The following is a 15,586-nucleotide window of genomic DNA, read 5'->3' on the forward strand; positions in this document are numbered from 1 at the left end:
GCAATGCATTTAACAAAAAATCAAAAAATACTCGTTGGCATTCTCCATTTCCTACCCATTATTGGAATGGTTACCTATTTTATCTTATTTTTTTCTTTATTCTTAAATGTAGCAGAATTAGAACCTGAAAGTTTAGAGAGTCATCCACCAATTGCGTTTTTTAAAGGTTTTATTGGGCTATTTATTGTTCTCATTTTCACAGCTCTAATAGCTATTGGAATTAAAATTTTTGATATCCTTCACTTAACAAAAAGCAATAGAAATGACACCAATAATAAAGTTTTAATTTGGATTTTACTTTTTGTTTTTACAGGAATTATTTCTGAAATCATTTATTATTTTCTAGAAATTTTACCCAATAAAAAAGAAGAGTTGGAGGAGCACAAAACGAATGCAACTTTATGAGCAAAGCAGTAATTATAGTAGGTTCATCTAGAAAAAACGGAAACACAACCAATATTGTGTCTGAAATACACAATCAACTTTTGATAGATGTAATCAACTTAAGTGACTATGATTTCTCATACTATGATTATGAGAGTAAAAATAGAACAGATGATTTTTTTGAATTGATAAAAGGAATTATCGAAAAATACGATACTTTAATTTTTGCTACACCTGTATATTGGTATACCATGAGTGGCATTATGAAAGTGTTTTTCGATCGTTTTTCTGATTTGATTCGTATAGAAAAAGAAACAGGAAGAAAATTAAGAGGTAAAAACATGGCTGTAATCTCCAATTCGCACGACAGTAGTATTGAAGATGATTTTTACCTTCCCTTTCAAAAATCGGCCGCTTATTTAGGAATGAATTATTTAGGACACAAGCATTTTAATGCTGATAAGCCTGAAGAAAGACAAAATTTAGAATTAGCATTTATATAAAATAGAGACCATGTTAAGTATTAAAAATTTACACGCTTCCGTTGAAGACAAAGAAATACTAAAAGGAATTAACTTAGAGGTTAAAGCAGGAGAAGTTCATGCCATTATGGGACCAAATGGTGCCGGAAAATCGACACTATCTTCTATAATCGCAGGAAACGAAAATTATGAAGTGAATGAAGGAGAAATCTTTTTAGATGGAGAAGAAATTTCTGAATTAGCTCCAGAAGAAAGAGCGCACAAAGGAGTTTTTCTTTCTTTTCAATATCCTGTAGAAATTCCTGGTGTTTCAGTAACCAATTTCATTAAAACTGCCATCAACGAAAGCCGTAAAGCAAAAGGATTAGAAGACATGCCAGCGAATGAAATGCTGAAAAAAATTCGTGAAAAATCGGAATTATTAGAAATGGATAAAAAATTCCTTTCTCGCTCGCTTAACGAAGGTTTCTCAGGAGGTGAAAAAAAACGTAATGAAATTTTTCAAATGGCAATGTTAGAGCCAAAATTAGCCATTCTAGATGAAACTGATTCAGGCTTGGATATTGATGCCTTACGAATTGTAGCGAATGGTGTCAATAAATTAAAAAGTCAAGACAATGCCGTTGTTGTGATTACACATTACCAACGTTTATTAGATTATATCGTTCCCGATTTTGTCCACGTACTAATGGACGGCAAAATTGTAAAGTCTGGAGATGCATCCTTGGCTCTAGAATTAGAAGAAAAAGGATACGATTGGATTAAAGCAGAGTTAGTATAGTCGAAAGTCTTAATGTCTTAAAGTTAAAAGATGGGAAGATTCAAGTCCTTTGAAGAAATCAATTCTTGGCAAAAAGCAAGAATATTTAACAAAAGAATTTATGAAATTACAGAAAGCCCAAAATTCAACAAAGACGTTGAACTAAATAGACAAATTAAAAGAGCATCTATTTCAATTTCATCAAATATTGCTGAAGGTTTTGAAAGAAATACAGATAAAGAATTTATATATTTCTTGTATGTTGCCAAAGCATCGGCAGCAGAAGTAAGATCTCAATTATACTTAGCTTTAGATTTAGAATATATTACAATAAGTGAATTTCAAGAATTAATAGAATTAGTTACTGAAATTTCGAAATTATTAAGTGGATTTATAAAATATTTAAGTCCTAAGCCTTAAAGTAAAAATCACTTTCAACTTTAAGACTTTCGACTTTAAGACTAACAAAAATGGATTTAAAAGATAAATTACTTTCGTCATACATCGCTTTTGAAGAAAAGTTTGATATGGACTCTCATTTGCATGATGTACGAAATCAAGCTATAAAAAATTTTGAAACCAAAGGTTTTCCAACTAAAAAAGAAGAAGCTTGGAAATATACCTCATTGAATGCACTATTAAAACATGATTTTTCGGTTTTCCCAAAACATGATAATGCAATTGAATTTCCTGCAGTTAAAAAATATTTCCTGCATGAAGTAGATACTTATAAATTAGTTTTTATCGACGGGAAATTCAGTTCTTTTTTATCGTCAACTACACATGAAGGAATTGATGTATGTTTGTTGTCATCGGTATTAACAAAGCCAAAATACAAGCCTGTTTTAGAAACCTATTTCAATCAAGTGGCTCAAAAAGACGAAAGTTTAACTTCACTAAATACTGCTTTTGCTCAAGAAGGTGCTTTTATCAATATTCCCAAAAGTAAAGTAGCTGATAAACCAATTGAAATTATTAACTTTTCTACAGGAACTGAGGCTGCTTTAATGGTACAACCAAGAAACTTAATAATTGTAGGTGAAAATGCACACGTACAAATTATTGAGCGTCATCAAAGTTTGAATAGCAATCCAGTACTAACCAATAGTGTAACCGAAATTTTTGCACAAAAAAGAGCCAATGTAGATTATTACAAAATTCAAAATGATGTACAAACGGCGAATTTAATAGATAACACGTATATTGCTCAAAAACAAGAAAGCAGAGTGGCAGTTCATACGTTCTCTTTTGGAGGTAATATGACACGTAATAACTTGAATTTCTATCATCAAGGTGAACGTATTGATTCTACTTTAAAAGGAATTACGATTATTGGCGACAAACAACATGTGGATCATTTTACTTTGGTTCACCACGCCCAACCCAATTGTGAAAGTCATCAAAATTACAAAGGTATCTTTGGAGACAGTGCAACTGGTGTTTTCAATGGAAAAATATATGTAGAAAAAGAAGCTCAAAAAACCGATGCTTTTCAGCAAAACAATAACATCCTAATTAGTGAAAAAGCAACCATCAATGCGAAACCGCAATTAGAAATTTTTGCTGATGATGTAAAATGTTCTCACGGATGTACGATTGGTCAGTTAGATGAAAGTGCCATGTTTTACATGCAACAACGTGGTATTCCGAAAAAAGAAGCACGTGCATTATTAATGTATGCTTTCTCAAATGAAGTAATTGAAAGTATTAAAATACCTGAATTAAAGCAGCGTATTACAAAAATTATAGCCACCAAATTAGGCGTAAAAATGGGATTTGATTTGTAGAATTCATTTTTTAAATGCATATAAAGTGTTTCTAATTTTAGAAGCACTTTTTTTATTTCATTATGACCAATTGCAAATTTTTAACCTTTATTTATTCCGATTTTAAATAATCAAGTTGTAAATTTGTAACCAAATAGATATAAGATGTTTGATGTTCAAAAAGTAAGAGCCGATTTTCCCATTCTAAAACAAGAAGTAAACGGAAAACCTTTAGTATATTTCGATAATGGAGCAACCTCACAAACGCCTCAACAAGTAATTGATACGATTGTAGATTATTATTCTAGATATAATGCTAACATTCATCGTGGGGTACATACTTTGAGTCAGTTGGCTACAGATGCTTATGAAATAGCAAGAACAAAAATTCAATATCATTTTAATGCCAAACACAGCTATGAAATTATCCTTACTTCAGGAACCACGGAAAGTATCAATTTAGTGGCCAATGGTTTTGCGTCAATTTTACAAAAAGGTGATGAAATCATTGTTTCTGCTTTAGAACACCACAGTAATATTGTGCCTTGGCAGATGCTTTGCGAACACACAGGTGCTGTCTTAAAAGTTATTCCCATGAGTATGGAAGGCGAGTTACTTATGGAAGCTTACGATGCTTTACTTTCCAATAAAACAAAGTTGGTTTTCTGTAACCATATTTCGAATGCTTTAGGAACTATTAATCCAATTGAATCTATAATAAAAAAAGCCCACGAAGTAGGTGCTGCGGTTTTAATTGACGGTGCACAAGCTTGCCCACATTTGAAGCCTGATGTTCAAGCTTTGGATGTTGATTTTTATGTTGCATCTGCGCATAAGATGTGCGGACCAACTGGAGTAGGTATGCTGTATGGTAAAGAAGAATGGTTGCGTAAATTACCTCCGTATAAAGGTGGAGGAGAAATGATTGCAACCGTTAGTTTTGAAAAAACAACCTATGCAGATTTACCGCATAAATTTGAAGCAGGAACGCCTAATATTTGTGGTGGCATTGCTTTTGGAGCGGCAGTAGATTATATGAATCATATTGGGTTTGATGCCATAGCAAAACAAGAACAAGAATTATTAGAGTATGGAACACAAAAGCTACAAGAGATTGAAGGTGTTACCATTTATGGCCCTTCTGATTTAACCAAAAAAGCATCAGTTATTTCATTTAATATTGAAGACATTCATCCTTATGATATTGGCACGATTATAGATAAATTAGGTATAGCGGTGCGTACAGGACACCACTGCGCACAACCCATCATGGATTTCTTTAAAATTCCAGGTACTATAAGAGCAAGTTTTGCATTTTACAATACCAAAGAAGAAATTGATATCTTTGTGGAAGCCGTTAAAAAAGCTAAAACAATGTTATCCTAAAACAAACGAAAAATTACATTTATGAAAGCACTTACTATTTTATCTACCCTAATTATAACTATGAGTAGTTGTAATTGTCAAAAAAAAGCAACGGAAACGGCAATGGCCACTTCTACTGAAAAAACAGAAACTATGATTTCAGAAACTAAAGAAGGTAAAACAGCACAGAACTTCCCTGTTTTGGTTTATGAATCGACTTCAAGGGGTTATTATAAAAAAATAACTATTGAAAATAACAATGTTATAGTTCAAAACGCAAGAGAGGAACTGGCTAAAACAAAGGTATTAACGGAAGAGGAACTAGCTACTATTGAAAAAGCGTATAAAGGTATCGATGTAAAAGAGTTACCAAATATTAAAGCGCCTACTGAAAAACGTTTTTATGACGGTGCTCCAATAACCAATTTAGAAGTTAGAATGGATGACCATATTTACCGTTCTACAGATTTTGATGGTGGTACACCTCCAAAAGAAATCGAAGATTTAATAAACACTATTTTAGAAATAGCGGATAAAACAAATTAAAAAATGACCATACAAGCCATACAGGAAGAAATTGTAGACGAATTTTCAATGTTTGATGATTGGATGCAGCGATATGAATATATCATTGAACTAGGAAAGACCTTACCATTAATTGATGAAAAATACAAAACGGAAGATAATATTATTAAAGGCTGCCAATCTAAAGTTTGGGTTCATGCAGAAGAACAAAATGGAACCATTGTATTTACTGCCGATAGTGATGCTATTTTAACAAAAGGAATCATCGCTATTTTAATCCGTGCTTTTTCGAATCAAACACCAGAAGCTATTCTGGATGCTAATACCAATTTTATTGATGAAATTGGTTTAAAAGAGCACTTGTCTCCTACTAGAGCCAATGGATTGGTTTCGATGATAAAACAAATAAAAATGTATGCCTTGGCTTTTAATGCAAAAAGTTAATTGGTAAACGAATAAAACTATTATTAAAAATGGAAGAATATAAAGATGAAATCAACTTAGGTGAAAGTGTGGTAAAGGTTTTAAAAACCATTTATGACCCAGAAATTCCAGTTGATATTTACGAGTTAGGATTAATTTATGATGTGATGATTAATGAAGCGAATGATGTAAAAATCTTAATGACATTAACCTCACCCAACTGTCCTGTAGCGGAAACATTGCCCATGGAAGTGGAAGAAAAAATAAAATCAATTGATGCAGTTCAATCTGCTGAGGTTGAAATTACGTTTGACCCACCATGGAGTAAAGATCTAATGAGTGAAGAAGCAAAACTAGAATTAGGAATGCTTTAATTCAACACATAGTGTTCCGTTATTCGCTTACAAAAAATAACGCAACATGAACTTGTGAACTAGAAAAAAATGGCACGTTTCCAACCAAAATCCTTAAATGACAAGAAAAAGATGGGTTTGAAAGCTTCTTTTCATTCCCTTTCTTATATACCGCGTTTTTTCAAGGAAATTTGGAAAACCAATAAAAAACTCTTTCTAGTATCTGCATTTTGCCGCATCGTAGCTGCTTTACTTCCCGTAATTATTTTGTGGATTGGTAAAATTATCATTGACGAAATTATCAACATCACTTCCCATAAAATAACCGATTATACTACCCTTTGGAAATATGTGGTTATTGAGTTTGCACTCGTGATACTATCCGACTTGGTAAGTAGAGCCATTGCCTTAACCGATGGTATTTTGGGTGACCAATATAATATTCAAACCTCAGTACAAATTATCCAGAAGACTAATGAAATAGACATTAGTTTACTTGAAGATTCGGAGTTTTATGACAAATTAGAAAGGGCCCGAACCCAAACCATGGGTCGCGTTGATTTAATGTCGAATGTTTTAGGACAGGCACAAACCACCATTTCTATTGCTACTTTAATCGCCGGTTTAATCTATTTTGAACCCTATCTGATTATCTTATTAGTTTTAAGCATTATTCCTTCGTTTTTAAACGAAATACGCTTTAGTCAACAACAATATTCGTTGGCTAGAAGTTGGACTTCAGAACGAAGAGAATTGGATTATTTAAGATATATTGGAGCCAATGATAAGACAGCCAAAGAAATTAAACTTTTTGGGTTAACCCAATTTGTGGTAAACCGATTTAAGAACTTAGCGGTAAAATATTTTCACCTCAATAAAAAATTAGTCATTAAACGCTCGAGTTATGGGTTTTTGTTCAATGTATTAGGTTCTATTAGTTATTATGCAGCATATGTATTTATCATTTACAGAGTTTTATCGGGTGTAATTACTTTAGGAGAACTTACCTTTTTATCGGGAAGTTTTAATCGGTTGATGAAAAGTTTACAAGATTTCTTTTCTCGTTTTACAAGAATTTCTGAAAGCGCTTTATATCTAAAAGATTACTTTGATTTTATCGATATTTCTTCGGAGCCTAAAACCAAAGAAGACATTCCTTTGCCAAAAGAAATAAAGCAAGGTTTTGAATTTAAAAACGTTTATTTTGCCTATCCCGAATCGGAACATCAGATTTTAAAAAATGTAAATTTTACTATTAAAGCGGGTGAAAAAGTAGCTTTTGTAGGTCAGAATGGTGCTGGGAAAACGACCTTGACTAAATTAATTTTACGTTTTTACGAACCTACGCAAGGAGAAATACTGCTAGATGGAGTAAACATTAATCGTTACAATAAAAAAGAATATCAAGCTTTTTTTGGGGTACTTTTTCAAGATTTTTTCCGATATGAATTTACTGTTAAAGAAAATATAGCCATTGGTAAAATCGATGAAATTGAAAACTTTACTCAAATTGAAAAAGCAGCTAAACTAAGTTTAGCAGAAGAGGTTGTTTCGGAATTAGAAAATGGTTACGAACAACAATTGGGGAAACGTTTTGTGAAAGGTCAGGAATTATCGGGTGGTCAATGGCAGAAAATTGCCTTAGCAAGAGCCTATATGAAAAATGCAGAAGTTATCATTTTAGACGAACCTACTTCGGCTTTAGATGCTAAAGCAGAAAGCGAAGTATTTGAACGTTTGATTCATCTGATTAAAAATAAAACGAGTATTATTATCTCGCATCGATTTAGCACCGTAAGACAAGCCGATCGAATTATTGTGCTAGACGAAGGAAGTATTTTAGAAGCGGGAACACATGAAGAATTAATGCAAAACCAACAATTATACGCTGAATTGTTCTTATTACAGGCAGAAGGATATCAATAAAAAGAAATTATGGAAAAAGAAATCGTAAATAAAGTTGCCAACAGTAAATTGGAAGTGTTTGATCTTGAGGATTATTTTCCAAAAGAAGAAATCGTAATCCTTGATATTTCCAAATGGTTATTTGAAGGGTTTATTTTAAAAGAAAAAGAATTCCGTGATAACTTGAATAAAGAAGATTGGTCCACCTACAAAGATAAAGGAGTTATTTTATTTTGTAGCACAGATGCTATTTTACCGGCTTGGGCCTATATTTTAATTACAACCTATTTACAGCCTTTTGCGAAACAAGTGGTACATGGAAACAGTCAGGAATATATTTTACTTCACTATCAACGCGTTTTAGAAACAGTAGATTATTCTATTTATAAAGATAAGCCTGTTATTTTAAAAGGGTGTTCTAAAAAAGCGGTTCCTCAATCTGTTTATACGTTAGCCATACAAAAACTAATGCCCGTAGCTAAAAGTGTCCTATTTGGTGAAGCCTGTTCCGCTGTGCCTTTGTACAAGTCAAAATAAAGTAATACGTCTAAAAAATTTTCACTTAAACGAAATTTTCAGCTATTATTTGTAAGTTTTTATACCTTACTTGCTTAATTGGGTTAAATTTGCCATACAAATCAAAACAAACAAACATCAAAATGAGAAAATTTTTTTTAGTACTAACATTAACTACGTTGAGTGTTTTTTCCCAAAAAACAGAGGGAGAATTAATCAACACCACTTCAGCGGCTGAGACCAAAGCTAAAGACACGACCAATATGGGATGGAAAAGAGCTGGAAACTTCGTGCTGCTTTTAAATCAATCTGCCTTTAACAATGAATGGTTAGGTGGAGGAACTTCTAATATTGCTGGAAATGCAGGATTGAACTATGATTTTAATTACAAAACTCCAGATATGATTTGGGACAATAAGTTTATTGCTGCTTATGGTCTTACCAAACAGAAAGGGCAAGAAATGACAAAATCAGATGATCGTTTAGAATTTACTTCGTTGTTAGGAAAAAAGGCAAAGGGGTATTGGTTTTATTCTGGATTTTTAAATTTTAAAACCCAAATGGATGCTGGTTTCGTTAAAGTTACAGACCCTGTTACTAGTGATGAAATATTAGTTAAAAATTCGCATTTCTTCTCTCCTGCTTATTTACAAGCTGGACCTGGTATGTTGTGGAAAAAAAGTGATAATCTTAAAGTGAATATTGCACCAGCTACTTCTCGTGTTATTTTTGTACACAAGCATTTTACAGAATTTGGTTCTGCATTTGGTGTAGAACAAGGAAAATCTTCTCGATTCGAATTTGGAGCAGCTTTAAACGGGTATTATAAATTCAACATAATGGAAAATGTTTCCATGGAAAATATTTTGAATTTATACTCTAACTATTTGGAAAAACCTCAAAACGTAGACATGGATTACCAAATGAATTTGGTTATGAAGATTAATAAATACATTTCTACTAATGTCGCTTTTCAAGCCATTTATGATGACAATGCTATTGGTGCATTTCAAATTAGAGAAGTGTTTGGTTTAGGTTTTAATTATGGCTTTTAAGCGCTAAAAGAGCAATCAAATGGTAAAGAAAAACTTTAAAATGGCCTCTTGGTCATTTGCCTTATCTATACTAACACTTTTAATTTTGGCATCTACCGTTTTATTGGCCAATACAAGTTTAGGCAAAAACGTAAATTTTTTCACTAATAAAACGCTTCAATCCGATTTAGAAAAATCGTATCTTGAAATAGAAAAATTAATAGGTGAAAAAAAACTTTTAATGTTACAATTGGAAGACCAATTGGAAAAATACAAAGCATTAGAAATAGAAAATGAAAACCTTCAATCGGAATTGGAATTGAGAGACCAACAAATGAATGACTTAATTCAGAAAATAGATTCCTTAGAAAAAGATGTTTCAAAATTAATGTCTTTAAAAGACGAATTAGCTAAAGCGAAAACCCAATATGAAACCCAAGTAACAAGGGTCAAAAATGAAAAAGCTCCCAACAAAATCTCATTGGATAATGTTTCAAATAACGAAACTAAAACAAGTGTAGCAGAAGCTAGCTTTTTACCTTCTGAAAATCAAAAAAACAACTCTCCTGTTAGTACTATCATTAGAGACGATTATGATGAATTGCGTTTATTAAATTCTTCCGTTCAAACGTATCATATAAAGAATTCTGGAGAAAAAAAATTAGCCACTCAAGTTGATAAAGTAAATCGTTTAGTCTTAGAATATACGATTTATTTAGACAAAAATAAGCTTAGCAGATCCAATACTTTCTATATTCAAATATTTGACACCAATAATAAAAATGTGGGAAAGACTAAAAGTGTTTTTGTTGGCTCTAATGAATTGGTTTATAGTTTTATTTCAACAGTAACCTATGAAGAGGAAGTTAATCGAATTCACGAAGAATTTTCTACAGAAGGACTAGAATTAGATAAAGGAGTCTATTTTCTTAATATTTTTAGCGAAGCAGGAAAGTTACTTTCTTCTAGAAGCTTTAAATTGGATTAATACAAAATTATATTTTGTTTAGTTAAAAAAATAAATATTATTCGGTTTTTTGTTTAAAAAAGTACTTTTTTAATTAAACAAAAGCATTGTTTTTGACAAAAAAACACAAAAAACTGTAATTTTTTGTGTTTTTTTTATTGTTATTTAAAAATTTTATGTACTTTAGTTCGTGTATTAAATGCTTCAATAAGCAAAAGTTAACTGTTTTCTAAATCATTTAATACTTTAAAAAATCTCTTTACAACTAAAACTAACTTTGTATTTATCTTTCTTATTAGAAAGTAAATTTCAAAACAGGACAACTTCAAAACTATCTAAACGAAGATTAATGTTTTTCATTATCATCCATTATACTGCTGGTTTAGGTTGATATAGAAAAAAGTACTAATTTAAAATGAATTTGTTCCAGCTCTCAAAATTTTAATTTGCCTTAGCAACCATTCTTTCGGTTTCACTTTGAATTTGAAATTTAGATACTTCATCTTCTTTTCTAATTTAAAGTATGAAGTACTCCGTTTAATAATCATGGATTTACTATGAGTAAGAATTGAACAACTACTGTAAACAATTGGCTTACAAAAATAATCGTCCTTTGTTTATATGATGACCATTCTCAAATACCTTTCTATGAAATTCAATCGCTAATAATCGTAACCTGAAATGTATTTGATTAAAATTTAAATTACCGCTAACCCAAAACTATTAACCATTATGATTCGAAAAAAATATAAAATGGCTTTGTCGTCATTAGTATTGTCGTCTCTAACCCTGATTGTTCTTGCAGTAAGTTTTTTAATCCCTAATACTGATTTTGGTAAAAAATTATTTTTCCCTAAAGCTTCCGAATTACAATCTGATTTAGAAAAATCCTATTTAGAAATTGATAAACTGATTAATGAAAAGGAGTTTTTAATGCACGAACTAAAACTACAATTAGAAAAAGTACAATTGCTAAAAGCTGAAAATGATTCCCTTCAGCTTGAATTGGATGTGAAATACCAACAAATAGAAGCCTTGATTCAAAAAATCGATTCGCTAGAAGAAGATGTTTCCAAATTAATGACATTAAGAAGTGAATTGGCCTATGCTAAAAAACAGTATCAAATGGCTACAACCCTATCAAGTGAAACTAAAGAAACTGTTTCAGAAAAAGCTACTGTTGTAAATGATGAAAATCCACAAGTAACTTCCTCAACTCCCTCCAAATTAACAACAGTTGTAAATTCTGATTCACCAGTTAAAGACATTATTCGAAATAATGAAGAAAATATACGTTTATTAAATTCTAGCATACAAACCTATCACAAAAGAGATTCTGGTACTAAAAAGGAAACCTCAACAGCTTCTAAAGTAAATCATTTAGTACTCCATTTTACTTTGTATGTAGATAAAAGCAACAAAAAAAAGACAGCTAATTTTTACATTCAGCTTTTTGACACCAATAATAAAAATGTTGGAAAAACAAAAAAACTGCTTATCGATGATAAAGAGCTTATTTATAGTTTTGAATCTTCAGTGGAATATACCGAACAAGTCAATCAAGTAGCACAAGAGTTTTCTACAGAAGGCTTAAACTTAGATAAAGGAGTTTATTTCTTAAATATTTTTAGTGCAAAAGGTAAACTATTATGCTCGAGAAGTTTTGAGTTAAATTAATACTGTTTATAAAAACAAAAAACTGGAAAATCCAGTTTTTTGTTTTTCGTTTAAGAATCCGATTCGTTATCAATAGCTTCTTTATACTCAGGATAAAGGAATTTATTGTAAGGGAAGCGAGTGACATGTATTTCACGAACCGCTTCATACACTTTTTCTCTGAATTCTTCAAAATTGAGTTTGTCGGTAGCAGAAATGAATAACGTATTGCTCTCTCCCATTTTGTTCATCCAGGTTTGTTTCCAATCCTCAAGTGTAAAATGTTTTGTAGTTTTTTCAACACTTAAATCATTTTCGTCAAAATAAACCGGTTGAAAAGCATCAATTTTATTAAAAACCATAATGGTGGGCTTATCATTGCTTTTAATATCTTTTAAGATTTCATTTACAGAAGCAATATGATCTTCAAAATCAGGATGTGAAATATCTACCACATGCAACAATAAATCGGCCTCTCTCACCTCATCTAAGGTGCTTTTAAAAGACTCTACTAGTTGTGTTGGCAATTTTCTAATAAAACCAACTGTATCGCTTAAAAGAAAAGGCAAATTACGTATCACTGTTTTTCGAACGGTGGTGTCTAAAGTAGCGAAAAGTTTGTTTTCTACAAACACATCACTTTTTCCAATAGCATTCATTAAAGTGGATTTACCAACATTGGTATAACCCACAAGTGCTACTCTTACCATTGCTCCCCTATTACTTCTTTGAACAGCCATTTGTTTATCAATGGTTTTTATTTTTTCTTTCAGCAACGAAATTCTATCGCGAACAATACGTCTATCCGTTTCGATTTCGGTTTCACCAGGTCCACGCATACCAATACCGCCTCGTTGTCGTTCTAAGTGCGTCCACATTCCTGTTAATCTAGGTAATAAATATTGATATTGCGCTAATTCCACTTGTGTTCTCGCATAGGATGTTTGTGCACGTTGAGCAAAAATATCTAAGATTAGATTGGTCCTATCCAAAACTTTACATTCATCACCTAACTCTCTATTGATATTCTTTTGCTGTGAAGGAGTTAATTCATCATCAAAAATGACTGTGCTAATTGCATTATCTTTTACGTAATATTTGATTTCCTCTAATTTACCTGTTCCGACGAATGTTTTAGGATTGGGTTTGTCCATTTTTTGCCAAAAACGCTTGACTACTTCTCCACCTGCTGTAAAAGTTAAAAACTCTAATTCATCTAGGTATTCTCTTAACTTTTCTTCATCTTGATTTTGGGTAACAATACCTACAACAATTGTTTTTTCAAAAACGTGATTTTCTTTTTCTAACATAGTCTTTCATTAACGTAACAAAGGTAAAGATAATTTAGTATAATGTATCCTAATAATAAATGTCTTGCTTTTTTTTATAGGTATCTCATCTATACCCATCTATCTTAAATCGATTATTAACCGAAACATGGATTAAATATAAAACTTCTTGATTACTCCAACTTCAGAATAAAACAAAAAACGCTCAGAATTTCTGAGCGTTTTTTGTGATTCTATTTGTATTTATTGTCCGATTACTCTAACATTATCTACTTCCCAACCAGCTGCAGCTGCAGTGGTAGAAGTATATTTAAAAGCAACTCTAACATTTGAATTTCCAACATAATTAGAAATGTCAATTCCACCAGAAGCACCAGCACTCCAAGAAGTGTAGGAACCAGAGGTCCATACCGGTAAATTAAAGCCTGTTAATTCCGTCCAAGTGGCAGCACTAGGAGCACCAGAACCACTATAGTTCGTTGAAATATAAACTTGTAAAGCTGGTCCTGCAAATCTTGTACTGGTTTCAAATGTTAACGCAGCAAAAACATTACTTGTTAAATCAATAGCAGGAGAAATTAACCAATCTTCATTTGCTTGACTTCCACTACTAAAACCATTCATATAAGCAGAAGGCGTAGGATTTCCAAAGTTAGTACTGGTCCAAACTTGAGCACCTACTACGCTGTAAGCGGTCCAAGTTGGGAAATTATTTACAAATGTCTCTTCAAATAATAGATTTGGTACATATCTTTCATTTGTAAGTTTTACATCATTAATTGTTCTAATCATTAATTGATAATCACTACCAAATTTAGTCAAAACACCTCTAATTTTTCCATTTCCGCTAGGAATTGCTTCGCCTGCGAAAGTAGCAAACTCACTTACTCTCAAAAGAATGTTGTTGCCAAATTTATCTTTAATCGTATGATTGGTTCCTGATCCAGCAGTATTATTAGGATTAAAGAAAGTAGTTCCTAACGAGGCATCATCAAATTGAACATTATCAAATTCAACTAAAGTATGAAGGTTTTCTAAATTACGAGCTTCGCTTAATTCTATATGATTAACTAAATCCTCCTCGTCCATTTTGTCACAAGAGCGAAAAATTTTTGTTTTGTATTTATCTAAAGCAATACGGCCTATATCATTTCCGAATAACTGCCCTATTTGTAAATCATCCGTGTAATCATCTTCCATTACATATAAACCAGTTAAATCGATATAAACTTTACGTCCTGGTTCATAAACATTAAATAAATTATACTCATCTACAGGTACAGTAAAACCATATTCATTATCATTGTCATCATAAGCAACCATGGAAATTGTTTTATAGAAGTTTCCTCCTTCATCGGATGAAGTAACATAGGCTTCTAAAATTGTTCCGTTTGCTAAATCCCATAATGTTGGTGTTGTGGTAGCATTGTTTACTACTGGTACTATATCTATATCGGCTGTTTTTGTAACGCATTCTCCCGACAAATCAGGTGCATTATAGTCGTCACCTGTAACACAACTTGTTAATGTTGCGAAAAGAGCAGTTGTTAAAATTAATATTGTCTTTTTCATAGCCATTAATTTTTAAGAATTTTAATATTGTCAATTTCCCAAGTTGTAGAAGCTGAACTTGTTGAAGTATATTTAAAAGCTAAACGAACATTTGTTCCGGTAAATGAAGAAATATCGATATTTCCAGAATTAGTCCAAACATAATTAGAAGTATCTAAATCTAAATTACCTGATAAATCTGTCCAAGTTGCACTAGTTGGATCTCCAGAAGTATAATCAGTTGAGATTTTAACTTCCAAAGGGTTTCCTGAAAATTTAGAAGCCGTTTGAAAAGTTAATACTGCAGCATTCACTGAACTTAAATCAATAACTGGAGAAATTAACCAATCTTCATTCACATTGTTTCCAGAAGCAAAACCAGACATTTTTGCACAATTTCCTGGATTTCCATATTGGGTATCTAATTGCCATTCTTGAGCTCCTGTTAGGCTTACCTTGGTCCAATCTGTCCAACTTGTTTCAAAACCATCTTTATATAAATATTCATATATCGTTGGGATAGCATAATCGTCATCTTTTACACAACTTACAAGAGATATACAGGCAACTGTGCATAATAACAAAGATTTAATATTTTTTTTCATCATAC

At 31.8% G+C, this 15,586-nt stretch carries 17 protein-coding genes; 14 read left to right on the plus strand and 3 right to left on the minus strand.

Annotation, left to right across the window (positions count from 1 at the left end):
* Positions 1–3: 3 nt before the first annotated feature.
* The 14 genes from NHF47_RS02485 to NHF47_RS02550 all read left to right on the plus strand — a co-directional run bounded on the left by NHF47_RS02485 (position 4) and on the right by NHF47_RS02550 (position 12,157).
* Entirely contained in the window at positions 4–405 is a 402-nt protein-coding gene (locus NHF47_RS02485) for a hypothetical protein (RefSeq protein ID WP_252763440.1), read from the plus strand.
* Positions 402–887: a flavodoxin family protein gene (locus NHF47_RS02490; protein ID WP_252763441.1), complete on the plus strand. Its 486-nt coding sequence runs from the start codon at positions 402–404 to the stop codon at positions 885–887. The genes NHF47_RS02485 and NHF47_RS02490 overlap by 4 nt, the downstream gene beginning before the upstream one ends.
* 10 nt (positions 888–897) lie before the next feature.
* A complete protein-coding gene (sufC, locus tag NHF47_RS02495) occupies positions 898–1,647 on the plus strand; it encodes a Fe-S cluster assembly ATPase SufC (RefSeq protein ID WP_252763442.1) in 750 nt (249 codons plus the stop codon).
* A 30-nt stretch (positions 1,648–1,677) separates the two neighbouring features.
* The gene (locus tag NHF47_RS02500) at positions 1,678–2,046 is read left to right on the plus strand and encodes a four helix bundle protein (protein ID WP_252763443.1); all 369 of its coding nucleotides are present in this window, start codon (positions 1,678–1,680) and stop codon (positions 2,044–2,046) included.
* A 50-nt stretch (positions 2,047–2,096) separates the two neighbouring features.
* Entirely contained in the window at positions 2,097–3,413 is a 1,317-nt protein-coding gene (gene sufD / locus NHF47_RS02505; RefSeq protein WP_252763444.1) for a Fe-S cluster assembly protein SufD, read from the plus strand.
* A gap of 144 nt (positions 3,414–3,557) precedes the next feature.
* Entirely contained in the window at positions 3,558–4,778 is a 1,221-nt protein-coding gene (locus NHF47_RS02510) for an aminotransferase class V-fold PLP-dependent enzyme (protein ID WP_252763445.1), read from the plus strand.
* Positions 4,779–4,799: 21 nt separating this feature from the next.
* Positions 4,800–5,303 (plus strand): hypothetical protein, encoded by a 504-nt coding sequence (locus NHF47_RS02515; RefSeq protein ID WP_252763446.1) that lies wholly within the window; start codon positions 4,800–4,802, stop codon positions 5,301–5,303.
* 3 nt (positions 5,304–5,306) lie between these two features.
* Complete coding sequence (locus NHF47_RS02520; RefSeq protein WP_252763447.1) at positions 5,307–5,726, plus strand: SufE family protein; 420 nt, start codon at positions 5,307–5,309, stop codon at positions 5,724–5,726.
* 29 nt (positions 5,727–5,755) lie between these two features.
* Positions 5,756–6,079, plus strand: a complete 324-nt coding sequence (locus tag NHF47_RS02525; protein WP_130734880.1) for an SUF system Fe-S cluster assembly protein — start codon at positions 5,756–5,758, stop codon at positions 6,077–6,079.
* A 69-nt stretch (positions 6,080–6,148) separates the two neighbouring features.
* On the plus strand, positions 6,149–7,984 hold the full coding sequence (locus tag NHF47_RS02530) for an ABC transporter ATP-binding protein (RefSeq protein ID WP_252763448.1): 1,836 nt from the start codon (positions 6,149–6,151) through the stop codon (positions 7,982–7,984).
* Between the two features lie 9 nt (positions 7,985–7,993).
* On the plus strand, positions 7,994–8,500 hold the full coding sequence (locus NHF47_RS02535) for a DUF2480 family protein (RefSeq protein WP_140998965.1): 507 nt from the start codon (positions 7,994–7,996) through the stop codon (positions 8,498–8,500).
* Between the two features lie 122 nt (positions 8,501–8,622).
* Positions 8,623–9,534 (plus strand): DUF3078 domain-containing protein, encoded by a 912-nt coding sequence (locus NHF47_RS02540; protein ID WP_252763449.1) that lies wholly within the window; start codon positions 8,623–8,625, stop codon positions 9,532–9,534.
* A gap of 19 nt (positions 9,535–9,553) precedes the next feature.
* On the plus strand, positions 9,554–10,501 hold the full coding sequence (locus NHF47_RS02545; RefSeq protein ID WP_252763450.1) for a hypothetical protein: 948 nt from the start codon (positions 9,554–9,556) through the stop codon (positions 10,499–10,501).
* Positions 10,502–11,212: 711 nt separating this feature from the next.
* Positions 11,213–12,157 carry a hypothetical protein gene (locus NHF47_RS02550; protein ID WP_252763451.1) on the plus strand — a complete coding sequence of 315 codons (945 nt, stop codon included), beginning with the start codon at positions 11,213–11,215 and terminating at the stop codon, positions 12,155–12,157.
* Between the two features lie 50 nt (positions 12,158–12,207).
* Here the strand turns inward: NHF47_RS02550 and hflX are convergent, their stop codons facing one another.
* The 3 genes from hflX to NHF47_RS02565 all read right to left on the minus strand — a co-directional run bounded on the left by hflX (position 12,208) and on the right by NHF47_RS02565 (position 15,581).
* Complete coding sequence (hflX, locus tag NHF47_RS02555) at positions 12,208–13,446, minus strand: GTPase HflX (RefSeq protein WP_252763452.1); 1,239 nt, start codon at positions 13,444–13,446, stop codon at positions 12,208–12,210.
* A gap of 222 nt (positions 13,447–13,668) precedes the next feature.
* Entirely contained in the window at positions 13,669–14,997 is a 1,329-nt protein-coding gene (locus tag NHF47_RS02560) for a DUF5689 domain-containing protein (protein WP_252763453.1), read from the minus strand.
* Positions 14,998–15,002: 5 nt separating this feature from the next.
* On the minus strand, positions 15,003–15,581 hold the full coding sequence (locus tag NHF47_RS02565) for a choice-of-anchor J domain-containing protein (RefSeq protein WP_252763454.1): 579 nt from the start codon (positions 15,579–15,581) through the stop codon (positions 15,003–15,005).
* Between the last annotated feature and the right edge of the window lie 5 nt (positions 15,582–15,586).

Source organism: Flavobacterium sp. NRK F7, assembly GCF_024054195.1.
GTDB lineage: Bacteria > Bacteroidota > Bacteroidia > Flavobacteriales > Flavobacteriaceae > Flavobacterium.

Excerpts from the sequence above, each read along its gene's own strand:
- NHF47_RS02485 (WP_252763440.1), top strand. The coding sequence starts at position 4 with ATGCATTTAACAAAAAATCAAAAAATACTCGTTGGCATTCTCCATTTC.
- NHF47_RS02560 (WP_252763453.1), bottom strand. The coding sequence starts at position 14,997 with ATGAAAAAGACAATATTAATTTTAACAACTGCTCTTTTCGCAACATTA.
- NHF47_RS02535 (WP_140998965.1), top strand. The coding sequence starts at position 7,994 with ATGGAAAAAGAAATCGTAAATAAAGTTGCCAACAGTAAATTGGAAGTG.
- NHF47_RS02545 (WP_252763450.1), top strand. The coding sequence starts at position 9,554 with ATGGTAAAGAAAAACTTTAAAATGGCCTCTTGGTCATTTGCCTTATCT.
- NHF47_RS02520 (WP_252763447.1), top strand. The coding sequence starts at position 5,307 with ATGACCATACAAGCCATACAGGAAGAAATTGTAGACGAATTTTCAATG.
- hflX (WP_252763452.1), bottom strand. The coding sequence starts at position 13,446 with ATGTTAGAAAAAGAAAATCACGTTTTTGAAAAAACAATTGTTGTAGGT.
- NHF47_RS02565 (WP_252763454.1), bottom strand. The coding sequence starts at position 15,581 with ATGAAAAAAAATATTAAATCTTTGTTATTATGCACAGTTGCCTGTATA.
- NHF47_RS02530 (WP_252763448.1), top strand. The coding sequence starts at position 6,149 with ATGGCACGTTTCCAACCAAAATCCTTAAATGACAAGAAAAAGATGGGT.
- NHF47_RS02540 (WP_252763449.1), top strand. The coding sequence starts at position 8,623 with ATGAGAAAATTTTTTTTAGTACTAACATTAACTACGTTGAGTGTTTTT.
- NHF47_RS02550 (WP_252763451.1), top strand. The coding sequence starts at position 11,213 with ATGATTCGAAAAAAATATAAAATGGCTTTGTCGTCATTAGTATTGTCG.
- sufD (WP_252763444.1), top strand. The coding sequence starts at position 2,097 with ATGGATTTAAAAGATAAATTACTTTCGTCATACATCGCTTTTGAAGAA.
- NHF47_RS02490 (WP_252763441.1), top strand. The coding sequence starts at position 402 with ATGAGCAAAGCAGTAATTATAGTAGGTTCATCTAGAAAAAACGGAAAC.
- NHF47_RS02525 (WP_130734880.1), top strand. The coding sequence starts at position 5,756 with ATGGAAGAATATAAAGATGAAATCAACTTAGGTGAAAGTGTGGTAAAG.
- NHF47_RS02515 (WP_252763446.1), top strand. The coding sequence starts at position 4,800 with ATGAAAGCACTTACTATTTTATCTACCCTAATTATAACTATGAGTAGT.
- sufC (WP_252763442.1), top strand. The coding sequence starts at position 898 with ATGTTAAGTATTAAAAATTTACACGCTTCCGTTGAAGACAAAGAAATA.
- NHF47_RS02510 (WP_252763445.1), top strand. The coding sequence starts at position 3,558 with ATGTTTGATGTTCAAAAAGTAAGAGCCGATTTTCCCATTCTAAAACAA.
- NHF47_RS02500 (WP_252763443.1), top strand. The coding sequence starts at position 1,678 with ATGGGAAGATTCAAGTCCTTTGAAGAAATCAATTCTTGGCAAAAAGCA.